The following is a 22,325-nucleotide window of genomic DNA, read 5'->3' as shown; positions in this document are numbered from 1 at the left end:
TTTTATGAATATAATAGAATTAAAAGATGTACATAAGAGTTTTGGCAGCCAAAAGGTTTTAAATGGTGTTAATCTCGTAGTTAATAGAGGCGAAACATTAGCGGTTATAGGCAATTCAGGCTGCGGTAAAAGCGTTCTTATAAAACACTTAATAGGATTGTTACAGCCTGATTCCGGAAGTATTGTAATAGATGGAAATGACATAAATCAGATATCGGACAATGAGCTTACTGAGGTAAGAAAAAAGTTTGCTATGGTTTTTCAGGGGGCGGCTTTATTTGACTCTTTAAATGTTTATGAGAATGTAAGTTTTGGACTTAGAAGAATAAAAAAAGGTATCCCAGAAAGTAAAATAAAGGTAAAAGTAGCAGAAGTATTAGATATGGTAGGTATGCCCAATATAGAAAAGAAAATGCCTTCAGAATTATCCGGAGGGATGAAAAAACGTGTAGGGCTTGCTCGTGCTATTGCAATGGATCCTGAAATATTATTATATGATGAGCCTACTACTGGATTAGATCCTGTTATGTCTAGGGTAATAGATGATTTAATAGTAAAAATGCAAAATATACTTAATGTTACAAGCATAGTTATTACACATGATATGACTAGTGTATTTAGAATGGCCGATAGAGTTGTTATGCTTCATAAAGGGCAGATTATAGAGGGAGGAGACCCTGATCATTTAAAAGAAATAGAAAACCCTCATTTGAAATTCTTTTTTATGAGCAGTATAGCAAAAAAAGGTGAAGATATAGAGAGTATCAGACCAAAAGATTAAGTTATAAGGAAGTTTTATGAAAAACAAGGTAAAATTAGGAATATTTTTTATAGTTACTTTAGTACTATTAATTGGAGCTATAACTATATTTGGTAAGTTTAAATTAAAGGGTAATGGTTATAGGATATATGTAGATTATGTATTTATCGGCGACTTGCTTGTAAATGGTAAAGTATCATATAGAGGCGGCGGTATTAATATTGGTTTTATAGAGGATATTAATATTAATCCAGACGGAACTATAAGGGTAACTCTATTTATTACAGATAGAAAAGTTATATTACCAGAAGGCACAAGATTTACTATACAAACAGTAGGTTTAGGTCTTGGTGAAAAATATATTATGGCAACTCCTCCAACAATTACTACAACAGGGCTTAAATCTATAGAACCGGAATCTATTGTGCAAGGTGTAGAGCCTTTTAGTTTGGAAAGTACATTGGGTTCTATAGGAGATATTGGTAAGGATTTAAACTTCGAACAGTTTTCTGAAATATTTACTAATTTGTCAAAAACGATTATAAGTATAACTGAAATTATGGGTACTAATGAAAAAACTTTTACAGATGTAATTTCAAATTTTAATGAAAGTTTAGTTCATGTTAATTCCATAACAAAAGATTTAGCTAGCATAATTAATGATGTAGAAAATGGCAAAGGTACAGCAGGAGTTATTATGAAAGATACAAATATGCAGACAAATGTTGCGGATATTATTAATAATATGAGAATATTTAGTGAAAAATTAAGAGACAACCCTTCTGCATTATTATTTAGAGAGACTAGGACTAATAGATAATATAATTTTTTTAAGGAGTATCTAATTATGCCTATATTTAAAAAATTAAGCGATGAAAAAAAACAAGAGATAAGAGAAAAAAAAGAAATAGAAGCTAAAATAAATAAAATATCAAAATCTAGTTTAAACAGATGCATGAAAGATGCTGAATATATTGCAGTTAAGGTGGGCAAATATTCTCTTAAGTTTTTTTCTTCTCCAAAGAAAGTATCTCATAAGGGGAAAACAGATTTATTTACAGAAATAGATATAAAGAATGAAAAAACTATAAGAGAGTATTTAGCTAAAAAATATCCAAAATTTGGTTTTTATGGAGAAGAGTCCGGACAAACAGATAATGATAAAGATTTTAATTGGATAGTAGACCCTATAGATGGCACCACTAATTTTATACATGGTTATCCATTTTACTGTGTATCTATTGGTTTAGCATATAAAAATATTCCTATACTTGGTGTTGTTTATAATCCTATAACAGACACAGTATATAAGGCACATACAAAATCAAAGGCATATAAAAACAAAAAAGTGATTAGTGTAAGCAGTAGCAACAAATTAATAGATTCTTTAATAATTACAGGGTTTTATTATAATACTAGTACTGATGATGATTTTCTAAACAATAGAATGATAGATTTTGCTAATATGGTAAAGAGAAGTTTAGCAGTAAGAAGAGATGGTTCTGCCGCATTAGATATATGTATGGTAGCAGAAGGTATTGCTGATGGATTTTTTGAATATGGATTATCTCCTTGGGATATATGTGCTAGTACTGTGATTTTAAAACAGGCTGGTGGGTTAGTTACCAATATTAACATGAAAGAATATAATATTTTCTCAAAAAAACAATATATAGCAAGCAATAAAAAAATTCATAAAGAAATGATAAAAGTACTTGAATAAGTTTTCAATAGATATAAAATATATATCAATATTTTTTAATATTTTTGTTTGAAGGAAAAAATTTATGATAGAAGGTAAAAAAGGAAAGGTAATTCAAGTAGTAGGCTCAACATTAGACGCCGAATTTGAAGAAGGACATCTTCCTGCTATATTAAATGCTCTTTATATAGATAAAGAAGTAGAAGGTATAAAAAGACATATAGTATGCGAAGTACAGCAGCATTTGGGAAGCGGAAGAGTAAGGGCTATAGCTTTAGAATCTACTGATGGTATATCAAGAGGAGATGATATAATAGACACAGACAATCATATAATGGTTCCTGTAGGCAATGAAACTATAGGCAGAATATTTAATGTATTAGGTCAAACAGTAGATAAAGGCGAACCTATAAATGCTAAAGAATATCGTTCAATACATGCTAATGCCCCTAAGTTTGATTCATTAGAGCCAAAGCTTGAAATATTTGAAACAGGTATTAAGGTAATAGACTTACTTGCCCCATATATTAAAGGCGGTAAAACAGGACTTTTTGGAGGTGCCGGAGTTGGTAAGACTGTTCTTATAATGGAGCTTATACACAATATTGCAAGCGAACATGGCGGATATTCTGTATTTGCGGGTGTAGGTGAGAGAACAAGGGAAGGTAATGACTTGTGGGCTGAGATGAAAGAGTCTGGAGTTATTAATAAAACTTGTCTTGTTTATGGTCAGATGAATGAGCCTCCCGGAGCAAGACTTAGGGTAGCATTAACTGCTCTTACTATGGCTGAATATTTTAGAGATTCTGCTAATTTGGATGTACTTTTATTTATAGATAATATATTTAGATTTACTCAAGCTGGAAGTGAGGTATCTGCATTACTTGGACGTATGCCTTCAGCAGTTGGTTATCAGCCTACCCTATCTACAGAAATGGGTGCTTTGCAAGAGAGAATAACTTCTACTAAACATGGTTCTATTACTTCAATACAAGCAGTATATGTACCTGCAGACGACTTAACAGACCCTGCTCCTGCTACAGCATTTACTCACCTTGATGCAACAACTGTACTCTCTAGGGAAGTAAGTGAAAAAGGTATTTATCCGGCAGTAGACCCTCTTGCTTCAACAAGCAGAATATTAGACCCTATAGTATTAGGTAAAGAACATTATGAAGTAGCTAGAAAAGTTCAGCATATACTTCAAAGATATAAAGATTTACAAGATATTATTGCGATATTGGGTGCTGATGAGCTTTCTGAAGATGATAAATTAATTGTATCACGTGCTAGAAAAATAGAACAGTTTTTAAGTCAGCCTTTCTTTGTGGCAGAACAATTTACAGGTCTTCAAGGAAGATATGTTAAATTAGAAGATACTATTAGAAGTTTTAAAGGAATTTGTAATGGCGATTATGATGACTTGCCAGATCAAGCTTTTAGATTAGTTGGGTCTATAGAAGAAGCTATTGCTAAAGCCAAAACTATAAATGCTTAAATATTAATACAGCCTTACCGATAATTAAAACGATAATAATACTTTAGGTTGATTATATGCTATTAAATAAAAAAGAAATTTCTAGAAAAAATAAATTAAAGTTCTATATACCAATAACTTTTTTAATAGTTGCTGTAGTATCTGTTGAATTATATTCGATACTATTAAGAACTATATATCAGTTTGGAAGTTCTTTAAGAGGATATATATATTTATTTATTGTATTAATAGCATTAGCAACTTCTATAAGTTTGTTCCTTGATTGTATAAAGGCGGAAAGAAAAAGTTCTGTTATGCTTGGTAGGCTATATGTTGTAAAAACAGGGTTCGCTATTGTACTAGTTGCTATAGTATCATATACTACTTACTTAATAGAAGGAAGTATAACATTATTTGAAATAATTAATATAAGACTCATAATGGTAATATTCCTTATAACTTTTTCTATGGGGCTTGCTTCCATTTCTTTTAACTTTTTGGTGGGACCTTTATATAGAAAAACTGGATCTAATGAATATTATTTACCTATGGGTTATAGTTTGGTGCCTATATTAATATCGGTAGTTATATTTATAATCACATTAGTTAATGGTATGCATTATAGGGCTGAGTCTTATCACTACTCTGCTTCTAATGCCTCATTAAAAAGAGAATATGCTAATGATTTTGTTAATGAGTTCTCAAGAAGAATAGGCAAATATATTAATGCTGCTACTGCCCTATCATATTATATAAATAATTATCCTAGAAACAATAATAATTTTAATGATAATATAAATATCATCAATAATTATATAAAAAAACAATATATAAATGACCCTGATATTATTTCTTTTGCTATATATTTCTCAAACCTAGAGAATATAGGTATGAATATAGATGACGATGCAGCAAGAAACTTATATGTAGATTTTGGTTATAAAGATAATAGTGTAACTAGAGTATATACAAATTATACACCTAATATACAAAGAAATAAATTAAATCTATTAACTAGTGAAACTAATTATTATGTGGATATTGTAAAATATAATGATAGTTTTTGTGTTTATAACCCTGTTATTTATAACAACAACAATATAGGTTTTATTTTATTAGAGTTAAAAACTTCAATATATGAAGATTTATTAAACAATAATTTATATAAAGATAATTTAAATATATTTATTACAGATAGAGATTATAATATTAATGCCTTTAATAATCCTAATGAACTTCAAAATATGCAAAATATATTAGGAAATGTTGGAAGTTCATTTCAAATTAGAGATGAACAAAATAACAGCAAAATCAATAGTGTTGTAGATGCAAAAATATTTTATAATGAAGCATTAAATCTATTGTTTGTGAAATATCAGTTATTTAATGATATATATGTAATAAATAGTTGGAGTTATAAGCCTGCATATCAAACAGATACTGCTTTTAGAGAAGTGTTTTCTATTGCTAGTTTATTTATATATGCAGGACTATTAATATTCTCAATATCTATAATATTATTAATATATAACTTAAGAAGAACTTTAGTTGCTGCTAAAAACGTTTCTGAGTCACTCAGTGAAGGTTCTGGTGATTTAACTATTAGACTTCCTATAATTAATAATAATGAAACGGGTGAATTAGTGCATTCATTTAATAAGTTCTTAGAAAAAATGCAAAATATCATTGTAACTATTAAAAACAATGCCTATACTATGACTGGAAACATACAAAACATGAGAGCTTCTATTAGTATGAGTATTAGTGACTTTAATACCATATATAAAGAGTTTGAAAAAGAATTTGAAAACTCTTCAAAAATATCAGAGTCCTCTTCTAATGCTGCAAGAGTAAGTTTTATGCAAAGAACTAAATTTAGCTCTGTTAATGAAACTATACAATTATTATTAGATAATATTAATGACATTACAGATAAAATAAAATCACAATCTGAAGCAATATCAAAAACAAGTACCTCAGTTCAGCAGATGATAGCAAATATTGTTACAGTGAGCCAAGGAGCAAATAAAGCCAATACTTATGCAAAAGTATTATACACAGAAGCACAAGATGGAAGTAATATAGGAGAATCTGTTACAGAATCTATTCAAAGTATAAAAGAATATTCAAAGCAGATTACAAACATCACTCAAGTTATACATAACATAGCAGAGCAAACTAACCTTTTGGCAATGAACGCTGCTATTGAGGCTGCTCATGCTGGTGAACATGGTAGAGGTTTTACAGTTGTTGCTGATAAGATTAGAAAATTAGCAGAAGATACCGATGAAAACTCTAAGATAATTGATGACATTATTGAAGAGACTACACAGGCTATTGACCATACTGTAGCTTTGGCATTTAAGAGTTCTGAATCTATGGAGAAGATACTTGAAGGTTCTAACACTATTGCTGACTTAATTGCTAATATATCTAATGCTAATGATGAACTTGATGTTGGAAGAAGGGATATATTAGCTAATATTGCAAACTTAAATAATATTACTGAGTATATTCAGGAATTATCTATAAAACAGATGCAGATGAGTTCTACTGTTGGACAGAATATAACAAGCGTTGATAAATTAGCTGAAGATGTGGTTAATGTTGTAAATACTACTGAAAGTGATATTAAAAGACTTGTTAGCTCTATAGAAAATGTAAGTGAGTTGTCTAATGCGAGCAGTGCAAGTATGGAGACTATGGATAAGAGAATTAAAGAGTTACAATATATATTCTTACAATTATATAAATCTGTTATTTCATTTAAGACTGAAAAAACTGAGGAAGATATTAAGAAAGAATCTAATGCTTTAGATAAATTAAAGTTAAAAATAGAACAGAGAGCTAAAAAACAAAAAATGAAAGAAGATAAAAAGAAAATAAGAAATCAAGGTTAATATGAGTAAAATAAAATTTATATTAATTTTAGCAATATTTATTTTTAATATTTCTTATACTCAAACAATATCGCATAAATTCTTTTGGAATCTTAAAGTTGGAGAGAGGATTGAATCTGTAAAAACTGCTGATGTAGAATATTATGAAAACGGATTATTAAAAAAAACTTATAAAGAAAGAAACATTGTAGATTTAACGGTTATAGCAATAGCTCCTAAAGGCGGATATAGAGTAAGCGGTATATTCAAAATTTTTAGACTCTATGACGGAAACAGTGTTTTTCATTTAGAAGAAGAATATTCAAGCGATTTTATAATACACACTAATGGTAAATTTGAAGTGCCTTATAATTATTTTATGCCGAATGTAAGGCATATTCCTACCTTTCCAGATAAAGAAATATCTCTCACTCAATCTTGGAATAGTGAAGCTGTAGAGATAGTAAAAGTAAATAATGCTCCTAATCTTAATATGGCATTATCTGCTGATTATTTATTTGCAAACATTGAAACAAATGAAAATAATGATCCTCTTGCTGTTATACAATATCATATTATGACTGATAAAGATTTACTTCAGGCGGGGCTTTCTAAAAATGGATATCCTGAGAGAATATATGGTTTTAATTATGGGACTTTTTTATGGGATATGAATAAAAATATACCTGTATCACAAACTGAGAGATATCAAATATTATTTGGATACGGTAAAAACTTATCTTATCTTAGCTTGCAGTACAAGATGAATATTATAAGCACTTATAAAATTTACAGCACAATTACAGAAGAAGAAAATGAGTTAAACAGAAAAAAATTAGAAGATAATCTTAATGATGATGTTGTAGTTGATACTGTTCCTGAAGGATTAGTAATTAGACTTGGAGAGATTTTATTTGATACAGATTCTTACACACTTAGAGAAGATGCTAAAAGCACTGTTGACAGTATTATAAATGCAATTAAACAAACCTATCCAGACAGAGAAATTATAGTTGAAGGACATACTGACAATACAGGAGAAGCAAATTACAATCAAGCCCTATCAGAAAAAAGAGCAAAAACTGTAGCAGATTACATACTTCCAAAACTTGAGCATGATAAACTATCTTATAGAGGTTTCGGAGATAAAGAGCCTATAGCTTCAAATGATAATCCAAATGGAAGACAAAAAAATAGAAGAGTAGATATTATAATAAAATTAAGATAGGCTTGTAAAAAATCTCTCTTTTTTTACAAGCCCAAAAATGTATTTTTATATATTCTTCGTGTTGTCTAAATTATTATTATAAGAACTTCCATTATACAAATATACTAATCCTTTTAATGGTAAGTTTTTTAATTCTTTATTTGGATTATTAACATCATATACAACATCATTAGAATTAGTATAAGCAAATGAATAAGCATAATATTTATTGTTTTCTTTGAATATTTCTATAACCGCAATTCTGTTTTTTGCATCGGCATGACTATACCATAAACCAACTATATCATCAGCATTCTGTGCTAAAGCTATTATATTAAATAACATAGTAAAAGCTAATACTTTTATTATTAAATTTCTTTTCATATTAAATACTCCTTTTAATTTGTTTTTTTAGTATCTTGCTGGCATTATTTTAATACCAACAATATATTTATTTGAGATTTAGGGGCTGGCCCAGATAACTAAAATTTGTTAAAATTTAAGTATGAAACGCAGTAAATTAAGTGAAGAAAAACAATTTAAATTAATAGAGCATTTTTCAGCAGGAACTACAGCAAGGACTGCCTCTGCTCTTATTGGAATTAATCGTAAAACAGCAATATTATATTATCATCATTTACGAGAATTAATATTTGAATATGAGAAAGAAAAAGAAGAAGAAGTTTTTAATGGAGAAATAGAAGCAGATGGCACCGCAAGGGTGTACTTCGTAAAGTTATTTTGGAGGCAAAAGAAAAGGAAAAAGAGGAAGAGGAGCTTGCATATAAAATACCAGTGTTTGGTTTATTAAAAAGAGGCGGAAAAGTATATATAAAAATAATAAATAATACTAAAATTAATGCCTATTATTAGGCAAAAAGTACAGCCTGATAGTATAGTTTGATTATTATCATAGTTATGATGTATTAGATGTATCAGAATTTAAGCACTTTAGAATTAATCATAGTGAAAAGTTTGCTGAAGAAAAGAACCATATTAATGGTATAGAGAATTTTTTCAATCAAGCGAAAAGACATCTTCGTAAATTTAATGGAATACCAAAAGCACATTTTCACTTATTTATTAAAGAATGTCAATTTAGATTTAATAATCCAAAAGTTGACAAACAATTGGAAATTATATATAATCTAGCGAAAAAGGAGCTTTTTTAGTTATCTGGGCCAGCCCCAAAAATTTTTATATAAGGAGATTTATATGAGTAAAAAGATTATTTATTTATTATCTTTGCTTATGGCTTTAAGCATAGCGTTTACAAGCTGTAAGAAAATAGCAGCTCTAGGAGGAGCAGGAGGAGACGGTACTATTCCAAAAGGACCTATTGAAATACAGGATAAATACATAGTTGTAAACTTTGAAGAATCTGCTTTGACAGACAGAAAGATTGAATTTAGAGCAATAGGAACAAAAACTGATATATCTGCTAATGCAGGTAAAGATATTGTAATTCAAATTACATCTCCAAGTCAAAAAATACCAGTAAATCCTGGTTCAGGATACAATATACAAATAGCAGATATAACTTCAGAAACTGAAAAAATATTATATGAAACAAATAATATTACAACATATCTATTTTATGAAGAGTTTAATCAAAATGAAGCACTTCCAGCTAATTCTGGACAGGCTAATAATTTAGAACCTTGGAAAGGAAAATGGCTTGCTGCTTGGAAAGGAACATCAGCTTGGAATCATGCTATGAATGGAAGTTTTAGAAATCTCGAACTTAAAAAAGAAGGAGATACTGAATATTTGCATTTAAAAGCAACTAAAACCGGCGATGATGACACAGGTTCTATAGGAAGCGGAATACAAACTACTCATCTATATGGTACTCATGAAGCTCCTGAAGACAGTAAAAGAAGAGAACCTTTCTTCTTCACTTATGGTAAAGTAGAATTCAGAGCAAGAATAAAAAATCAAGCTGAAAATCCAACTAAAGGACCTTTCCCTGCTTTATGGTTAATGCCTGCCAGAGGAAATAATACGAACAATCCACAATGGAAAGACTGGGCAGCAGGCGGAGAAATAGATATTATGGAATATGTGTATGGAAAACCTAAAAAAGTAGATCAGACTATACATACGGGCTATTATGGTACAGACGGTAAGGATTATTCTTCTTCTCCCGGAAGTCAGGATATAGCTAATGTAGATAATTGGCATATCTATACTTTAGAATGGACTAAGGAAGGACTTTATTGGTATATTGATGGTGTTTCGGGAAGAGCCCCTTATTTGAGGACTGATAATATACAAAAATACCCATTTGTTGATGAATCTGCTTTTTATATTATAATGAATGTAGGAGTTGGACGTGCTAATGATGTTTATCCTGGCGGAGCTCAAAAGGGATTAGATACTTGGATGGATGTAGATTGGGTTAAAGTTTCACCTAATAAAGACACCATATTAGATAATTCACGCGGTGATAAAGGATGCGAATATTACAAAGATGTTCAATGGAAATAAAACATTGATAAAAAAGATAAAAAAATAGGGGCTGACCCAGATAACTAAAAAAGCTCCTTTTTTGCTAAATTATATATAATTTCCAATTGTTTGTCAACTTTTGGATTATTAAATCTAAATTGACATTCTTTAATAAATAAGTGAAAATGTTCTTTTGGTATTCCATTAAATTTGCGAAGATGTCTTTTTGCTTGATTCCAAAAATTCTCTATACCATTAATATGGTTCTTTTCTTCAGCAAACTTTTCACTATGATTAATTCTAAAGTGCTTAAACTCTGATACATCTAATACATCATAACTATGATAATAATCTGAATAAACTATACTGTCAGGCTGTACTTTTTGCCTAATAATAGGCATTAATTTTAGTATTATTTATTATTTTTATATATACTTTTCCGCCTCTTTTTAATAAACCAAACACTGGTATTTTATATGCAAGCTCCTCTCCCTCTTTTTCCTTTTCTTTTACCGCCAAAATAACTTTCATCTGCTTCTATTTCTCCATTAAAAACTTCTTCTTCTTTTTCTTTTTTATATTCAAATATTAATTCTCTTAATCTTAAAAAATAATATGAAGCTGTAGTCTTATTAACCTTAACTAAAACTGAAGCTGTCCTTGCTGTAGTTCCTGCTACAAAATGTTCTATTAATTTTAATTGTTTATCTTTACTTAATTTACTGCGTTTCATACTTAAATTTTAACAAATTTAAGTTATCTAGGACAGCCCCAAATAATTTATTGAAAAATAAATAAAAATATAATATATCTAATTTATAGAAAATTAATAAATTGAAAGATATTTTTTTATTTATAGTATATAATATTTAAAATAACATAATATGTTAGGGCATTTCTATATGAGAAAAAATATTTTTATTGATATATTTAATAATAAAAAAAAGTCAATACTACAATCATTAGATGAAATTTTAAGAAGGCTTTCAAATTTAATTGCAATAGCTGGTTCTATATTTGCAATATTTGTTCTTTTGATGCAAGTAAGACAGATTACAGTTTATAATTTTTATATATATTATTATGACAAAATAATAAATATTATTACAGTTTGTTTTATTATTATTTTGATAGACCAAATAAGAATAGCTCCTAGAAAATTATATATAATAGTTCCTATAATACAGATTATAGGGCTTTTGCTTCTTAATTTTTTCAGCAGAAAATATTATGGTATATATGCTAATAGAATTATATGGACTATAGCAGGTTCTATACTGTTTTTCTTAATAATAGTTATAAATTGGCTTAGATTATCTTATTCAAAGTTTACTCTTTATCAGATGATTATCGCATCATTTATTTTTATAATTACATTGGGAGCATTACTTTTATATTTGCCGTTAAGCACAATCAGCGGAAGACTTCCTTTTATTGATGCTTTATTTACTGCAACAAGTGCCGTTTGCGTTACGGGTTTAAGTGTAATAGATATTTCTAGAGAGTTTACTTTTTTTGGTCAGATTGTTGTTTTAATATTGATACAGATTGGCGGACTTGGAATAATGTCCATATCTGCAATAGTGATTTTATTTTCTATTAATAAAGGAAGCGTGCAAGATAGAATAAGAACGCTTGAAATGTTTAACACAAAAAATAAAGATATTATACGCTCCACTGTAAAGGCCATATTTTTGGCTACTTTTTTAGTTGAGTTAATAGGGGCAATATTGCTTTTTACTGTTATGGATAATAACAGAATAGGTGAGAGGATATTTTATTCTTTATTTCATTCTATAAGTGCTTTTTGTAATGCTGGATTTGCCTTATATACTGACAGTCTTCACAGATTTTCTGATAATGCCCTTTTGACTATTACTGTGAGTTTCTTAATAGTACTTGGTGGGATAGGTTATCCTGTATTTGTGAGCATATACACTGCTATTATTAGCAAGATTAAAGGTAAAAGATATGTTATGGATGTGCAGACAATAATTATTTTGTTTACAAGTGCTTTTCTTTTATTGTTTGGAACTTTGTTTATATTTTTCAATGAATATTCTAATGCTTTAGAAGGAATGCCTTTAAAAGAAAAAATTTTAGCTTCAATATTTCAAAGCGTAAGTACAAGAACGGCTGGGTTTGAGACTATTGCTTATAATTCTATGAATAGCGTTACAATTGGAGTTGTAATATTTCTTATGTTTATAGGTGCTTCTCCGAGCAGTACAGGAGGCGGAGTTAAAACTACAACTTTTTTTGTATTTATAGCTTCAATCATTACAGCTATTACAAACAGACCTTTTATTATTGTGAAGGGAAGAAAGATTAAAGATGATGCTGTTAATAAATCCATTGCTATATTTACTTTAGCTATTGCAATATCTGTTTTTGGGGCATTGCTTATATTTTATATTGATGGACACAAAACTATGATGCCTGTAATATTTGAAACGGTTTCTGCTATATCTACAGTTGGGCTTTCGCTTGGTATTACAGCTGGGCTTTCTGTGTGGAGTAAAATTATAGTGATAGCATTAATGTTTATTGGACGTGTGGGGTATTTAACATTATTTATGAGTATTGGTTCTGTTGACAGCAGATACGGTTTAATAGATTTGCCTACTGCGGAAGTTAATATTGGTTAATTTGCAATAATTATATTTTTTAAATTTTTATTTGTGGTTGCTTTGCCATACAGGTGTTCCATTCTAAAACATAAAAATCTTTAGTATGTGTCAAATTGGTTATATTTATGTAAATTGTAATTATCAACTTTTTCCCGCCTTCGCTTTGCGGACTTCGTCAAAGTTGCAAAAAGTGCAAGTTCTTTAGCTTTATATGTATAAAAATATAATACAAAATATATTTATATTTTAGATTAAAATTGCAGTTCTTTTGGTTCTTTTATACCAATAAAAGAACTGTGGGTGCGGGGGCTAGTCCCCGCAAGCAATTAAAATAAAAAAGTGCTTTTGAATAAAATTAACAATTTTTAGTATATTATCTAATTTTAAACTATTTAAAACATTACTGTGAATATTTCTTTGTAATTAACAAAGTCGCTTTCATAAAGTGTGATAGAGTTCGCTAAAAAACTGCTCTTTTCAAAACTAATATTATTTATTATCTCTTTTAATTTATCATTATCATAAACCCTTTTTACTCTTGCCAATGTGAGATGCGATTTAAAATCTTTTTTATCATATTTTATATTAATATTATCTCTTAAATGCTTTACATACTTATCTAATTCTTTGCAATTTGCTTTTACAAACAAAACATTTATATCATTAAACTTATTTGTGAAATATGAAAATTTTTCAAACAATATATTAAAAGGCTTTATTACACTGCTTGTCTTTTCTAATGATGATTTTATTTTTTCTATATCGCTTTCTTTTATATTTTCAAAAAAACTAATGTGATATGCATTTTATTTTTATTTACAAATTTTACTTCTGCTATATTATTATCTATCTTTTTTAGTAAAAGGTTATGGTATTTACTTTTTATATTTTCATCAATATTTAATGCTAAGAACGCTCTCATAAATATGTACCAAAATAATAAACTTATTTCAAAAACATTAATAAATGTTTAAAATATTTTTAGTTTTTTAATTAATAATTGGGGCTTTGCCCCAAGCCCCACTTCTTTTGTTGGCACAAAGAAGCAAAAAGACTGCAATTTTTATATACTAAAACTGCAATTTATATACAATATATAATACATTATTTTTTTAATTTATAAAATAGTTTTAAAATACATATAAATATAATTAATAAAAAATATTATTTAAATATGTCGTTAGTGGCGTCATACCAAAATACGAAATCTAAATATTCCATTGGTATTTTCTCTTTTTTTGAGTACTCTACTAAATTCGATTCGCAGCTCATATAATTATTTTTAGTTAAGCTTGTTTTTGGAGTCATAGATTCTGGAAGTATATCTAATTTGCTCATTACTCTCATTATATGTCTGTCAAGTATAGCAATCTTTTGCCCAAAACCAATATTCCTTAAAAAATGGCTAGCTTCTTTAAGTCCATAACCTTTAACTTCTTTTGCTAATTCATTTCTCAAACTCACAATAGAATCATTTTTTACAGCATCATCAATTCTCTCTCTCAATATAAATTTCTCTTTTGGAAAATACAACTTCCTTGCAAGAACTATATTTCTAGCCTTCATGTTATGAAAACGAACATGTTTTATTAATATATTAGCAATGCTCTCTTCAGAACCCTTAAAAAGTAAATTATGATTATAAAGGTCTATTATAGCAGCAGCCCCGCTTCTTGCTTTTGTCTGAGGAGTGCATATACAAAAGGCTAATTCTGCAAATAACCTTTTATCATTTTCTCTCTTATAAACTCTCTCAAAATATTCAAGTCTTCTTTTCATTCTCTCATGAAGTATTTTATCTTTGTATATACACATTAGATGTTTAGCGTATTCTTTGTCCATTCTTTAAGCCTTTATTGTAAATTTAGCTTTTCTATAATACTACCATAATAATTAAATTTCAATTCTTGATTAATTAATATATATAATCTATAATACAAAAATAATATATATACTTCAGAGAAAATAAAAATTATGCCAAAATTATTAATAGCTTCAGATTTGCATTTAAGCGTTTCAGAGAGAGAGTATTCTTTTAATGTGCTTAGAGAAATAATAGAAATATCAAAAGATTATGATGCTTTAGTTTTGCTTGGTGATACTTTTGATACATTTGAAGATTTAAAAGAGCTTAAAGAAGAGTTTATAAATGTAATAGAAGAAAATAAAATATATCTTCTTAAGGGCAATCATGAAAACTTAAAATCTAAAGGAATTAGTTTAAGTCAATTAAATTTTCCAAACAATATTACAGTATTAGAAGAGATAAGTGCTTTTACTATAGATGATTTAGATATAATTGCATTGCCTTATAATGATAAATACTCTGTAAATAATGAGTTTTTAGAATTGGTTGATAGTCTTAAAAATGAAAAGAGAATACTTTTAGCACATGGCATAGTAGAGGGTACTTTATGGGCTATAGAAGAAAATGAAGATTCGGCAAGTATACCTATTGATATAATAAAAAAGTCTAATGTTGATTTAGCAATAGTAGGGCATATTCATAAACAGATAGATACAAGAATAGAAAATATTGAAATAGTTTATCCGGGTTCTTCGAGAGTTTGGAGAAGAAGTAAGGCAGAAATTGGTATTAGAAGATGTTTAGCTTTAGAGATAAAAAATAATAAAATAAAAAAAGAGTATATTAATATAGAATCTGCTGGAGAATATAGAGTTTATGAATGCAATAGTTATGATATTGAAACAAAGATAGAGAGTTTATCTGTTAATTGGAAAAAAAATGATATTATAAGCATTAATATTTATGGCATTATAGAAGATGAAAATGAGCTTGAAAAAACTAAAAAATCTATAATAAATAAATATTCAAAAAATGTAAGAGATATTAATTTGAAAAACAGTCAATTATATTTTTTGGAGAATGCTTATAACGAAAGAATAATTAAAGAGTTTTTAGATGTTGTAAATAGTTATGAGTTTGATATTAACAATAAAGATAATTTAGAAATATTAGAGCTTGCTAAACGATTAGGAATAGAAAAAATATATAATGCTTTACAATAAAAAATAATGGGTTTTGTTTATGCTTTTGAAACTAAATAATTTTGGAAAGTTTAAAAATAAAAGTTTTGAGATATCAGATTTTATTACTTTATTTTATGGGGCAAATGAATCTGGAAAGACTACTATATTTGATTCACTTATGTATTTATTTTCTGAAAATAAAAAGAGTTTAGGTTTTTCAAAAATGATAAAAAATAGGTATGGCGATGAAATTGATGTAGAGAGTGTGCCTGCAATTGATGATAACATCAAACTTCACCCAGATTCTTATAATAATCTGTATGCCATAAGACAAAGTGAAATAATATTTAATATGTCTGATAATAAAAAAGATTCAAAAGAGTGGGAGAGTGAAATAAAGAAAAAATTATTCTCTTCTGATATTGATATAGGAAAAATGATTTCAGAAATTAGGGCAGAATATAGCGGAAGGGCTCAGTCGTCTATTCCATATCAGATTAACTTAATGGAAAATAAAAAAAATAGCATAAAAGAAGAGTTAAATATTTTGTATGATAAAATAAATAATGAAAGCTCCAAAAAAGAAAAGATAAAAGAATTAAATGATAAGCTTAATTTTAATGCTAATCTTATGAGAGAGAAAATTAAAGAGCATGATGAAATATTTAAAACATTCGATTTAAAAAAGAAAGCACAGTTAAAAAATTATAAATTGGATTTACTTTCTCTAATAAATAATTTTTATAAAAAGAATAATTTTTTAAGTGAAAATAAAATACTTCAAAATGATTATTCTAATGAAATAAAATCTATTACAAATAATATTGATGAATTAAAAAATAAAGAGTCTTATTTGAATGGTAAAATAGAAAGTCTTAAAAAAAATATAGAAGAGAGAAAATCTATTGATTATAACAGCATAAATATAAGAATAGAAAATGCAATAAAAAAAATAGATGAGGCAGTAAACAAAAATAAAAAAGTTCCTAAATTTGTTTTTATATTAGTTGTAGCATTTATATCTATACTTCTTAGCGTTTATTTTAAGAATGCATTTTGGCTTGTTATAATACTTCCTTCTTTTCCTTTTTTGTTTATAAAAGAGAATGCTAATACAAAAATTATAAAAGATATTTTAGACACTTTGCCAGAATTAAATATAGATAATGATATTGATGATTATAATTATTTGAGAGATTTATTAAATAAGGAATTGGCAAAAATAGAATTAATAGTTAACAGTAAAGATAATGAAGAGATTGATAAATATTTAGAAGAGTTAGAAACAGTTAAGAAAAGTTGTGAAGAAGAAAACTCAAAATTAGAAAATCTATTAAATAAACTAAATGCTAAAAATATAGAGCATTATTATTCTATGAAAAGAGATTATGATGCTTTATATAAAGAGACAAGCGAGCTTTATAATAAACTTATGCAGGAAGCTAAAAAGAACTCTCTAAAAGATATTAATATGCTTGAGGCTGATTGTAATAGGATTATAAAAGAATTAGAAAGTATAGGATATGATGATTTTAATGAGGATGAGTTTAGAGGTTTAGAAAATCAATTAAAAGACTTAGAAAAAGAAATTGAATTAATAAAAGAAAATATAAATAAAATAGAAAAAGAAATATCCTATACAAGCGGGGAGCTTAATAATTTTGATAATATACATAATACTATAGTTAATCTTGAAAGTGATTTGTCTAAATTAGATGATGAAACTATAAATATAAATAAAAGAAAAAAAGCCTTACAATTACTTGAAGATATTTTATCTAATATAAATCAAAAAAATGATAATGTGTTTGAATCATTGTCTAATGAGGCTAAAGTTTTATATAATCATATTACAGGCAAAAATCTGCATGATGACGGAATAACAATGTCTGGTTTTGATAAAAATAAAATAATGGTTTTAGATAAGCAAAACGAAAAAAGAAATATAGAGTTTTTATCTTCTGCTACGAGAGATGCAGTTTATATAGCAATGCGTCTTTCAATACTCACAAAAATACATAAACAAGGCAGATTAATTTTACTCGATGATCCTTTTATCACTTTTGACAATAACAGAATATTAGAGGCATTAAAATTTATAGTTGAGTATTCTAAAGACTATAATATACCTATAGTTATTTTTACGAAAGATGTTTTTATAAGAGATGTATTAAAAGAGTTTGAGGCAGTTAATATTCATGAACTTTCTTAAAAGTTATTTATTAATTAATTTGAAAATAAAAAGAGATATAGTTTTTGCTATACCTCTTTTTTTATTCTTACTAAGAATTTTTAAGTTTGTCAAAATTCTGTTTTTATTATTTGCGGGGACTAGCCCTTGCGAAGCACACACCGTGCAGCCCCCCACTTCTTTTACGACCGAAGGAAGTGCCTGTGGTATTGGTATAAAAGAACCTTATATCCTTCGGATACGCTTCGCGAAGAACTGCATTTTTAATTCAAAATATAGTCGTTTAATATACTATCAGTTTTCGTTTATATATGATAATAATGTGTTATATTGTACTTTCATCTCTTCCGGTATTTTAGGGTCGTCCAATAATTTTTCTAAATATTTTTTAGGCTCTTCCTTTTCTCCTGCCAACACCATTGTTACTGCTTTATAATAATGTGCTATGTAAACTTCCTGAGAGTTCGGATATTCTTTTATAATTCTGTCAAAATAAGAATTAGCTGTGTCATAATCATTTTTTTGTGCTCTCATTAAACCAAAGCCTAATATATATTTAGACATAGCTTCTTTTGATATAGCATTTTTTTCTAATAAAGCATTAAATATTTTTGAAGATTCTTCCTCGTTGCCGGATTCCATATATAAATCTAATTTTTCTAAACTAGGCTCTTTACTTTGAAGAACTATTCTTATTTTCTTTAATTTGTCCTGAGCATTCTTCATGTATGGAACAAACTTTTCACCTTCTACATATCCGCCCACATTCTCTAAAACAAAACCGTCATGACTGATAAAAAGTATAGTAGGAAAACCTTGAACGCCATACTTCTGAGCTATATCAGCACCCTCTTTTGATGTTTCAGGATTAAGTTTAACAGATACCATTTTTTTGGCAGCATCAATTACTTCTTTGTTGGCATAAGTGTTTTTATCTAACTCTTTACACCAACTGCACCAATCAGTATATACATCTATCATTATAGGTAAATCTTTGTCTTTTGCTTTTTTTACAGCAGAAGCTAAATCCTTTTCCCATTTTATAGCAGCATAAGAATCATTACAAGAAATAGTAAAAGCTATTACAATAAGTGAAAAAATCATCATTATATTTTTATTCATAATTCTTTATTCCTTTATTAAGATATTTATAATTTATCATATATTATTTTGTATAAAAAACAAGAAGGGTATAGCGGGTATATTACTCTTTATTTTTATCTTCATTCAATGATTTTAATTTTTCTCTTATATCTGATGTTGTTTTTAGCGCGTCTTCTTTTTTCATTTTCGGCTGCTTGAAAATTGTTAGAGTTTTGTCTAATATATTTTTAAAACTATCTTCAACAGTGTTTTCTTTAGAATTAACATACATCATTTTTATTTGGTCTTTCATCTCTTTATCTTCTATTTTTGAAAGCAGGTTTATATTATGGTCAGATACCGATATTAAATACATTTCATTTGCTATTTCTATTATAGAAACATATCTATTTGACGCTATGGCAGTGGTAGCCAACACCTTTATAATTTCATTAGAACCAGATACTTTTTTAGTTTTATTTTTTAAATACACAAATACAATATATATTCCAACTAATGTTACTATAAAACCAATAATAGCCTTTATAAACATAGAAGTAGTGCTGACATTTGCTCTGTTTTCTATGTTTCTAATATCCTGAAGTATTGCAGGTTCGTTGTTAGTGTTATTTATTATTGTGTTTTCTTGAATATTAAAATAATTTGATTGAGTAGTATCATTTGTTATGTTATTAGTATCTTGTGAATATAGAAGAGATAGAGTGAATATAGTAAGTAATAATATTTTTTTTATCACAGCTATTTCCAATACGGAGAGAGCGGGATTCGAACCCGCGGTAGGGGTTGCCTACGACAGTTTAGCAAACTGCTCCCTTCGGCCTCTCGGGCATCTCTCCAAATATTATCAATTATTAGTTTGTCTATATTAACATAAATAAGTTTTTTAGTCAACCATATATTTGTTAGTTTTATATAATTGTTTTATATTTGAATTTTATTAAATAATGTTTATAAATTAATAATTATTATCAAAAAAATTTGATAAAAAAATAAAAATGAATATAATTAATTGCAGAGTTTTTGAGGATAAAATTAATAAATAAGCTATTTTTATCCGAAATTTAAGTAAATAATTTGTAAATTGGTATCTATATATAAAATAAACCCATTTACATCATATCATAACAAGGGGCTTAAGCCCCTTGTTTATTACTATAAGACTTGATAAAAAAATAAAAATGAATATAATTAATTATAGAGTTTTTTTTTTGAGGTTAAAAATTAATAAATAAGTTATTTTTATCCGAAATTTAAGTAAATAATTTGTAAATTTTTACTTGACTTTATATTTTATTTTAATATATTATACATATAGAGAGTATGGGTATAAAGTTCTTTCTATAATATGTTCTTTTGGAAATAATAAATTGTATAAAGCTTTTCCGCTCATAAGAGTTTAATACAATTTTTTATTTTAATAAATAAGCAAAAATTTTATAAGGAGATTTATATGAATAAAAAGATTATTTATTTATTATCTTTGCTTATGGCTTTAAGCTTAGCTTTTGCGGGCTGTAAGAAAAACGGCATAACAGACGTTAAAGGCGACACTAATAAAGAAACAGAAGTAAAAAATGAGACAGGCGGTTTAACAAAAACATGGGAAGATTTAAAAAAGTATGATACTAATGCTATGAACGACTATGCTGTTATAAGCCAGACAGGCGAAGACTATTATAGAAATCCTGTAATAGTTGCATTAGGACAAGGCAGTGTTTTAATAGTAACTGAGAAAAGAATTAAATACCCTGGTTCTGCTAACGACATAGGTGTAAACGGCGATAAGCCCGTAAGTATAATTTACTTATTAAGCAAGGACGGAGGCGACAACTTCGATGCCCCTAAGCCAATTGTTGCAGACTCTCAGACTAAAGATGATGCAGTTTCTGCCCCTGTAGTGTATTATAAAAAAGATAGTGGTAAAGTTTGTGTAATAGCTTCTGCAGGTTCAGGCATATCCCGTACTGGTACAGACTATGCTAATAGAAATCCAAAATCAAAACTTAAATATTCTGTAGGAACAGTTACTGGTGTTGATAGTGAAAGTGCAATTCCAACAATAGACTGGAGTGCTTGGCAAGACTTAGATGTATCAAAAGTTAAACTTACTACACAATTCGGCACACATTCAGGAAGAGGCATAATTACTGATGATAATAAATTAATTCTTCCTATAATTACAGCAAACCAAGGTACTACCGTTAATATAGGGTCTGTTAGAGAACAGATGGGAGTAACATTTGTTAAAGTTACTGTTAATAGCGATACGCTTTCTATTGATGACAGTGCTGTAATTGGTGCTGGATTTACTTTTGCTGACGGAAGAACTAGCGGTTTCAGTAAATATAAAGAAGCAAAAGCTGTAGCATATGATAAAACTGCTGATAAAGTAACTTATTTAGCAGTTCCAAATCCTGCAGGCGGTGACGGAAAGATGGGATTAGGAGACAGCCAACAAGGTCAGCAAGCTAAAGATATAGCAATAAATGCTCATGAAGGTTCTTTCGGTTTCCATAAATTTGATAAAGGTTGGTATGGCTCTAAAGAGTATGACCCAAGTAAATATGGTACTGATACTGCTGGTTCTGGTGAGGATATAGCATTGTTCTCACATGTACAAACTAGAGTTGGAGCGAATCATTTGTATTTGCTTGACCCTACTACTTATACTCCTAAAGGCGGTTCTTTCCAATTGACTAAAACAAGTAAAAGTTCTTCTATAGATGTATTGCCTGACGGAACTGTAATTATGGCTGTTGAAAAAGAATTAAATGAAGATAACGGCTTAAAGTTCAGTATATTCTTCAGCAGATATACTCAAAGTTATTTATCTAGTCAGTTAGAAAGTAAATAATTTTAGAGAAAAATAATTGAATAGATACAAGGAATATATTTGATAGTTTCAAGTATATTCCTTGTTGTTTTTAATTAGG

15 protein-coding genes, 1 tRNA gene and 3 pseudogenes are annotated in these 22,325 nt (G+C 28.0%); 12 read left to right on the top strand and 7 right to left on the bottom strand.

What is annotated here, in order from left to right:
- Positions 1 to 4: 4 nt before the first annotated feature.
- The 6 genes from EPJ72_RS02570 (at position 5) to EPJ72_RS02545 (ending at position 8,046) form a co-directional block, all read left to right on the top strand.
- Positions 5 to 781: an ABC transporter ATP-binding protein gene (locus tag EPJ72_RS02570; RefSeq protein WP_147730694.1), complete on the top strand. Its 777-nt coding sequence runs from the start codon at positions 5 to 7 to the stop codon at positions 779 to 781.
- A 16-nt stretch (positions 782 to 797) separates the two neighbouring features.
- On the top strand, positions 798 to 1,580 hold the full coding sequence (locus EPJ72_RS02565; protein ID WP_147730693.1) for an MlaD family protein: 783 nt from the start codon (positions 798 to 800) through the stop codon (positions 1,578 to 1,580).
- A gap of 27 nt (positions 1,581 to 1,607) precedes the next feature.
- Positions 1,608 to 2,483 (top strand): inositol monophosphatase family protein, encoded by an 876-nt coding sequence (locus EPJ72_RS02560; RefSeq protein ID WP_147730692.1) that lies wholly within the window; start codon positions 1,608 to 1,610, stop codon positions 2,481 to 2,483.
- A 64-nt stretch (positions 2,484 to 2,547) separates the two neighbouring features.
- Positions 2,548 to 3,960 carry a F0F1 ATP synthase subunit beta gene (gene atpD, locus EPJ72_RS02555; protein ID WP_147730691.1) on the top strand — a complete coding sequence of 471 codons (1,413 nt, stop codon included), beginning with the start codon at positions 2,548 to 2,550 and terminating at the stop codon, positions 3,958 to 3,960.
- A 56-nt stretch (positions 3,961 to 4,016) separates the two neighbouring features.
- Complete coding sequence (locus tag EPJ72_RS02550; RefSeq protein ID WP_147730690.1) at positions 4,017 to 6,839, top strand: methyl-accepting chemotaxis protein; 2,823 nt, start codon at positions 4,017 to 4,019, stop codon at positions 6,837 to 6,839.
- 1 nt (position 6,840) lies between these two features.
- A complete protein-coding gene (locus EPJ72_RS02545; RefSeq protein WP_147730689.1) occupies positions 6,841 to 8,046 on the top strand; it encodes an OmpA family protein in 1,206 nt (401 codons plus the stop codon).
- A 45-nt stretch (positions 8,047 to 8,091) separates the two neighbouring features.
- Here the strand turns inward: EPJ72_RS02545 and EPJ72_RS02540 are convergent, their stop codons facing one another.
- Entirely contained in the window at positions 8,092 to 8,409 is a 318-nt protein-coding gene (locus tag EPJ72_RS02540) for a DUF2147 domain-containing protein (protein WP_242004887.1), read from the bottom strand.
- A gap of 121 nt (positions 8,410 to 8,530) precedes the next feature.
- Between EPJ72_RS02540 and EPJ72_RS02535 the strand changes: the two are divergent.
- Positions 8,531 to 9,197 (top strand): annotated as a pseudogene (locus EPJ72_RS02535) (IS1595 family transposase).
- A gap of 43 nt (positions 9,198 to 9,240) precedes the next feature.
- Complete coding sequence (locus EPJ72_RS02530) at positions 9,241 to 10,515, top strand: glycoside hydrolase family 16 protein (protein ID WP_147730688.1); 1,275 nt, start codon at positions 9,241 to 9,243, stop codon at positions 10,513 to 10,515.
- Positions 10,516 to 10,559: 44 nt separating this feature from the next.
- On the opposite strand, the pseudogene EPJ72_RS02525 reads toward EPJ72_RS02530, so the two are convergent.
- Positions 10,560 to 11,209: pseudogene (locus EPJ72_RS02525) on the bottom strand (IS1595 family transposase).
- Positions 11,210 to 11,378: 169 nt separating this feature from the next.
- Here EPJ72_RS02525 and EPJ72_RS02520 point away from each other — a divergent pair.
- Positions 11,379 to 13,124: a TrkH family potassium uptake protein gene (locus EPJ72_RS02520; RefSeq protein WP_147730687.1), complete on the top strand. Its 1,746-nt coding sequence runs from the start codon at positions 11,379 to 11,381 to the stop codon at positions 13,122 to 13,124.
- Positions 13,125 to 13,498: 374 nt separating this feature from the next.
- On the opposite strand, the pseudogene thpR reads toward EPJ72_RS02520, so the two are convergent.
- Both thpR and EPJ72_RS02510 read right to left on the bottom strand, forming a co-directional pair.
- Positions 13,499 to 14,028 (bottom strand): annotated as a pseudogene (gene thpR, locus EPJ72_RS02515) (RNA 2',3'-cyclic phosphodiesterase).
- 242 nt (positions 14,029 to 14,270) lie between these two features.
- Positions 14,271 to 14,948, bottom strand: a complete 678-nt coding sequence (locus EPJ72_RS02510) for an 8-oxoguanine DNA glycosylase (RefSeq protein WP_147730686.1) — start codon at positions 14,946 to 14,948, stop codon at positions 14,271 to 14,273.
- Positions 14,949 to 15,080: 132 nt separating this feature from the next.
- Here EPJ72_RS02510 and EPJ72_RS02505 point away from each other — a divergent pair, with 132 nt between their 5' ends.
- Both EPJ72_RS02505 and EPJ72_RS02500 read left to right on the top strand, forming a co-directional pair.
- Complete coding sequence (locus EPJ72_RS02505) at positions 15,081 to 16,136, top strand: metallophosphoesterase family protein (protein ID WP_147730685.1); 1,056 nt, start codon at positions 15,081 to 15,083, stop codon at positions 16,134 to 16,136.
- Between the two features lie 19 nt (positions 16,137 to 16,155).
- Complete coding sequence (locus tag EPJ72_RS02500) at positions 16,156 to 18,309, top strand: ATP-binding protein (protein ID WP_147730684.1); 2,154 nt, start codon at positions 16,156 to 16,158, stop codon at positions 18,307 to 18,309.
- Between the two features lie 273 nt (positions 18,310 to 18,582).
- On the opposite strand, the gene EPJ72_RS02495 is transcribed toward EPJ72_RS02500, so the two are convergent.
- The 3 genes from EPJ72_RS02495 to EPJ72_RS02485 form a co-directional block, all read right to left on the bottom strand.
- Complete coding sequence (locus tag EPJ72_RS02495; RefSeq protein ID WP_147730683.1) at positions 18,583 to 19,410, bottom strand: thioredoxin fold domain-containing protein; 828 nt, start codon at positions 19,408 to 19,410, stop codon at positions 18,583 to 18,585.
- 82 nt (positions 19,411 to 19,492) lie between these two features.
- Complete coding sequence (locus EPJ72_RS02490) at positions 19,493 to 20,128, bottom strand: flagellar biosynthetic protein FliO (RefSeq protein ID WP_147730682.1); 636 nt, start codon at positions 20,126 to 20,128, stop codon at positions 19,493 to 19,495.
- A gap of 14 nt (positions 20,129 to 20,142) precedes the next feature.
- Positions 20,143 to 20,228: transfer RNA gene (locus EPJ72_RS02485), tRNA-Ser, on the bottom strand.
- A 614-nt stretch (positions 20,229 to 20,842) separates the two neighbouring features.
- On the opposite strand from EPJ72_RS02485, the gene EPJ72_RS02480 reads away from it, so the two are divergent.
- The gene (locus tag EPJ72_RS02480) at positions 20,843 to 22,246 is read left to right on the top strand and encodes a sialidase family protein (RefSeq protein WP_147730681.1); all 1,404 of its coding nucleotides are present in this window, start codon (positions 20,843 to 20,845) and stop codon (positions 22,244 to 22,246) included.
- Positions 22,247 to 22,325: the final 79 nt, after the last annotated feature.

Origin of the sequence: Brachyspira pilosicoli, from assembly GCF_008016535.1 — a bacterium.
Lineage (GTDB): Bacteria > Spirochaetota > Brachyspiria > Brachyspirales > Brachyspiraceae > Brachyspira > Brachyspira pilosicoli_A.
Note: the sequence above shows the minus strand (reverse complement) of the source record. Positions and strands in the feature narration are given on the sequence as shown.

Bases quoted from the DNA above. Each gene is read 5' to 3' on its own strand.
- EPJ72_RS02570 (WP_147730694.1), top strand. From the start codon at position 5: ATGAATATAATAGAATTAAAAGATGTACATAAGAGTTTTGGCAGCCAA.
- EPJ72_RS02565 (WP_147730693.1), top strand. From the start codon at position 798: ATGAAAAACAAGGTAAAATTAGGAATATTTTTTATAGTTACTTTAGTA.
- EPJ72_RS02560 (WP_147730692.1), top strand. From the start codon at position 1,608: ATGCCTATATTTAAAAAATTAAGCGATGAAAAAAAACAAGAGATAAGA.
- atpD (WP_147730691.1), top strand. From the start codon at position 2,548: ATGATAGAAGGTAAAAAAGGAAAGGTAATTCAAGTAGTAGGCTCAACA.
- EPJ72_RS02550 (WP_147730690.1), top strand. From the start codon at position 4,017: ATGCTATTAAATAAAAAAGAAATTTCTAGAAAAAATAAATTAAAGTTC.
- EPJ72_RS02545 (WP_147730689.1), top strand. From the start codon at position 6,841: ATGAGTAAAATAAAATTTATATTAATTTTAGCAATATTTATTTTTAAT.
- EPJ72_RS02540 (WP_242004887.1), bottom strand. From the start codon at position 8,409: ATGAAAAGAAATTTAATAATAAAAGTATTAGCTTTTACTATGTTATTT.
- EPJ72_RS02530 (WP_147730688.1), top strand. From the start codon at position 9,241: ATGAGTAAAAAGATTATTTATTTATTATCTTTGCTTATGGCTTTAAGC.
- EPJ72_RS02520 (WP_147730687.1), top strand. From the start codon at position 11,379: ATGAGAAAAAATATTTTTATTGATATATTTAATAATAAAAAAAAGTCA.
- EPJ72_RS02510 (WP_147730686.1), bottom strand. From the start codon at position 14,948: ATGGACAAAGAATACGCTAAACATCTAATGTGTATATACAAAGATAAA.
- EPJ72_RS02505 (WP_147730685.1), top strand. From the start codon at position 15,081: ATGCCAAAATTATTAATAGCTTCAGATTTGCATTTAAGCGTTTCAGAG.
- EPJ72_RS02500 (WP_147730684.1), top strand. From the start codon at position 16,156: ATGCTTTTGAAACTAAATAATTTTGGAAAGTTTAAAAATAAAAGTTTT.
- EPJ72_RS02495 (WP_147730683.1), bottom strand. From the start codon at position 19,410: ATGAATAAAAATATAATGATGATTTTTTCACTTATTGTAATAGCTTTT.
- EPJ72_RS02480 (WP_147730681.1), top strand. From the start codon at position 20,843: ATGAATAAAAAGATTATTTATTTATTATCTTTGCTTATGGCTTTAAGC.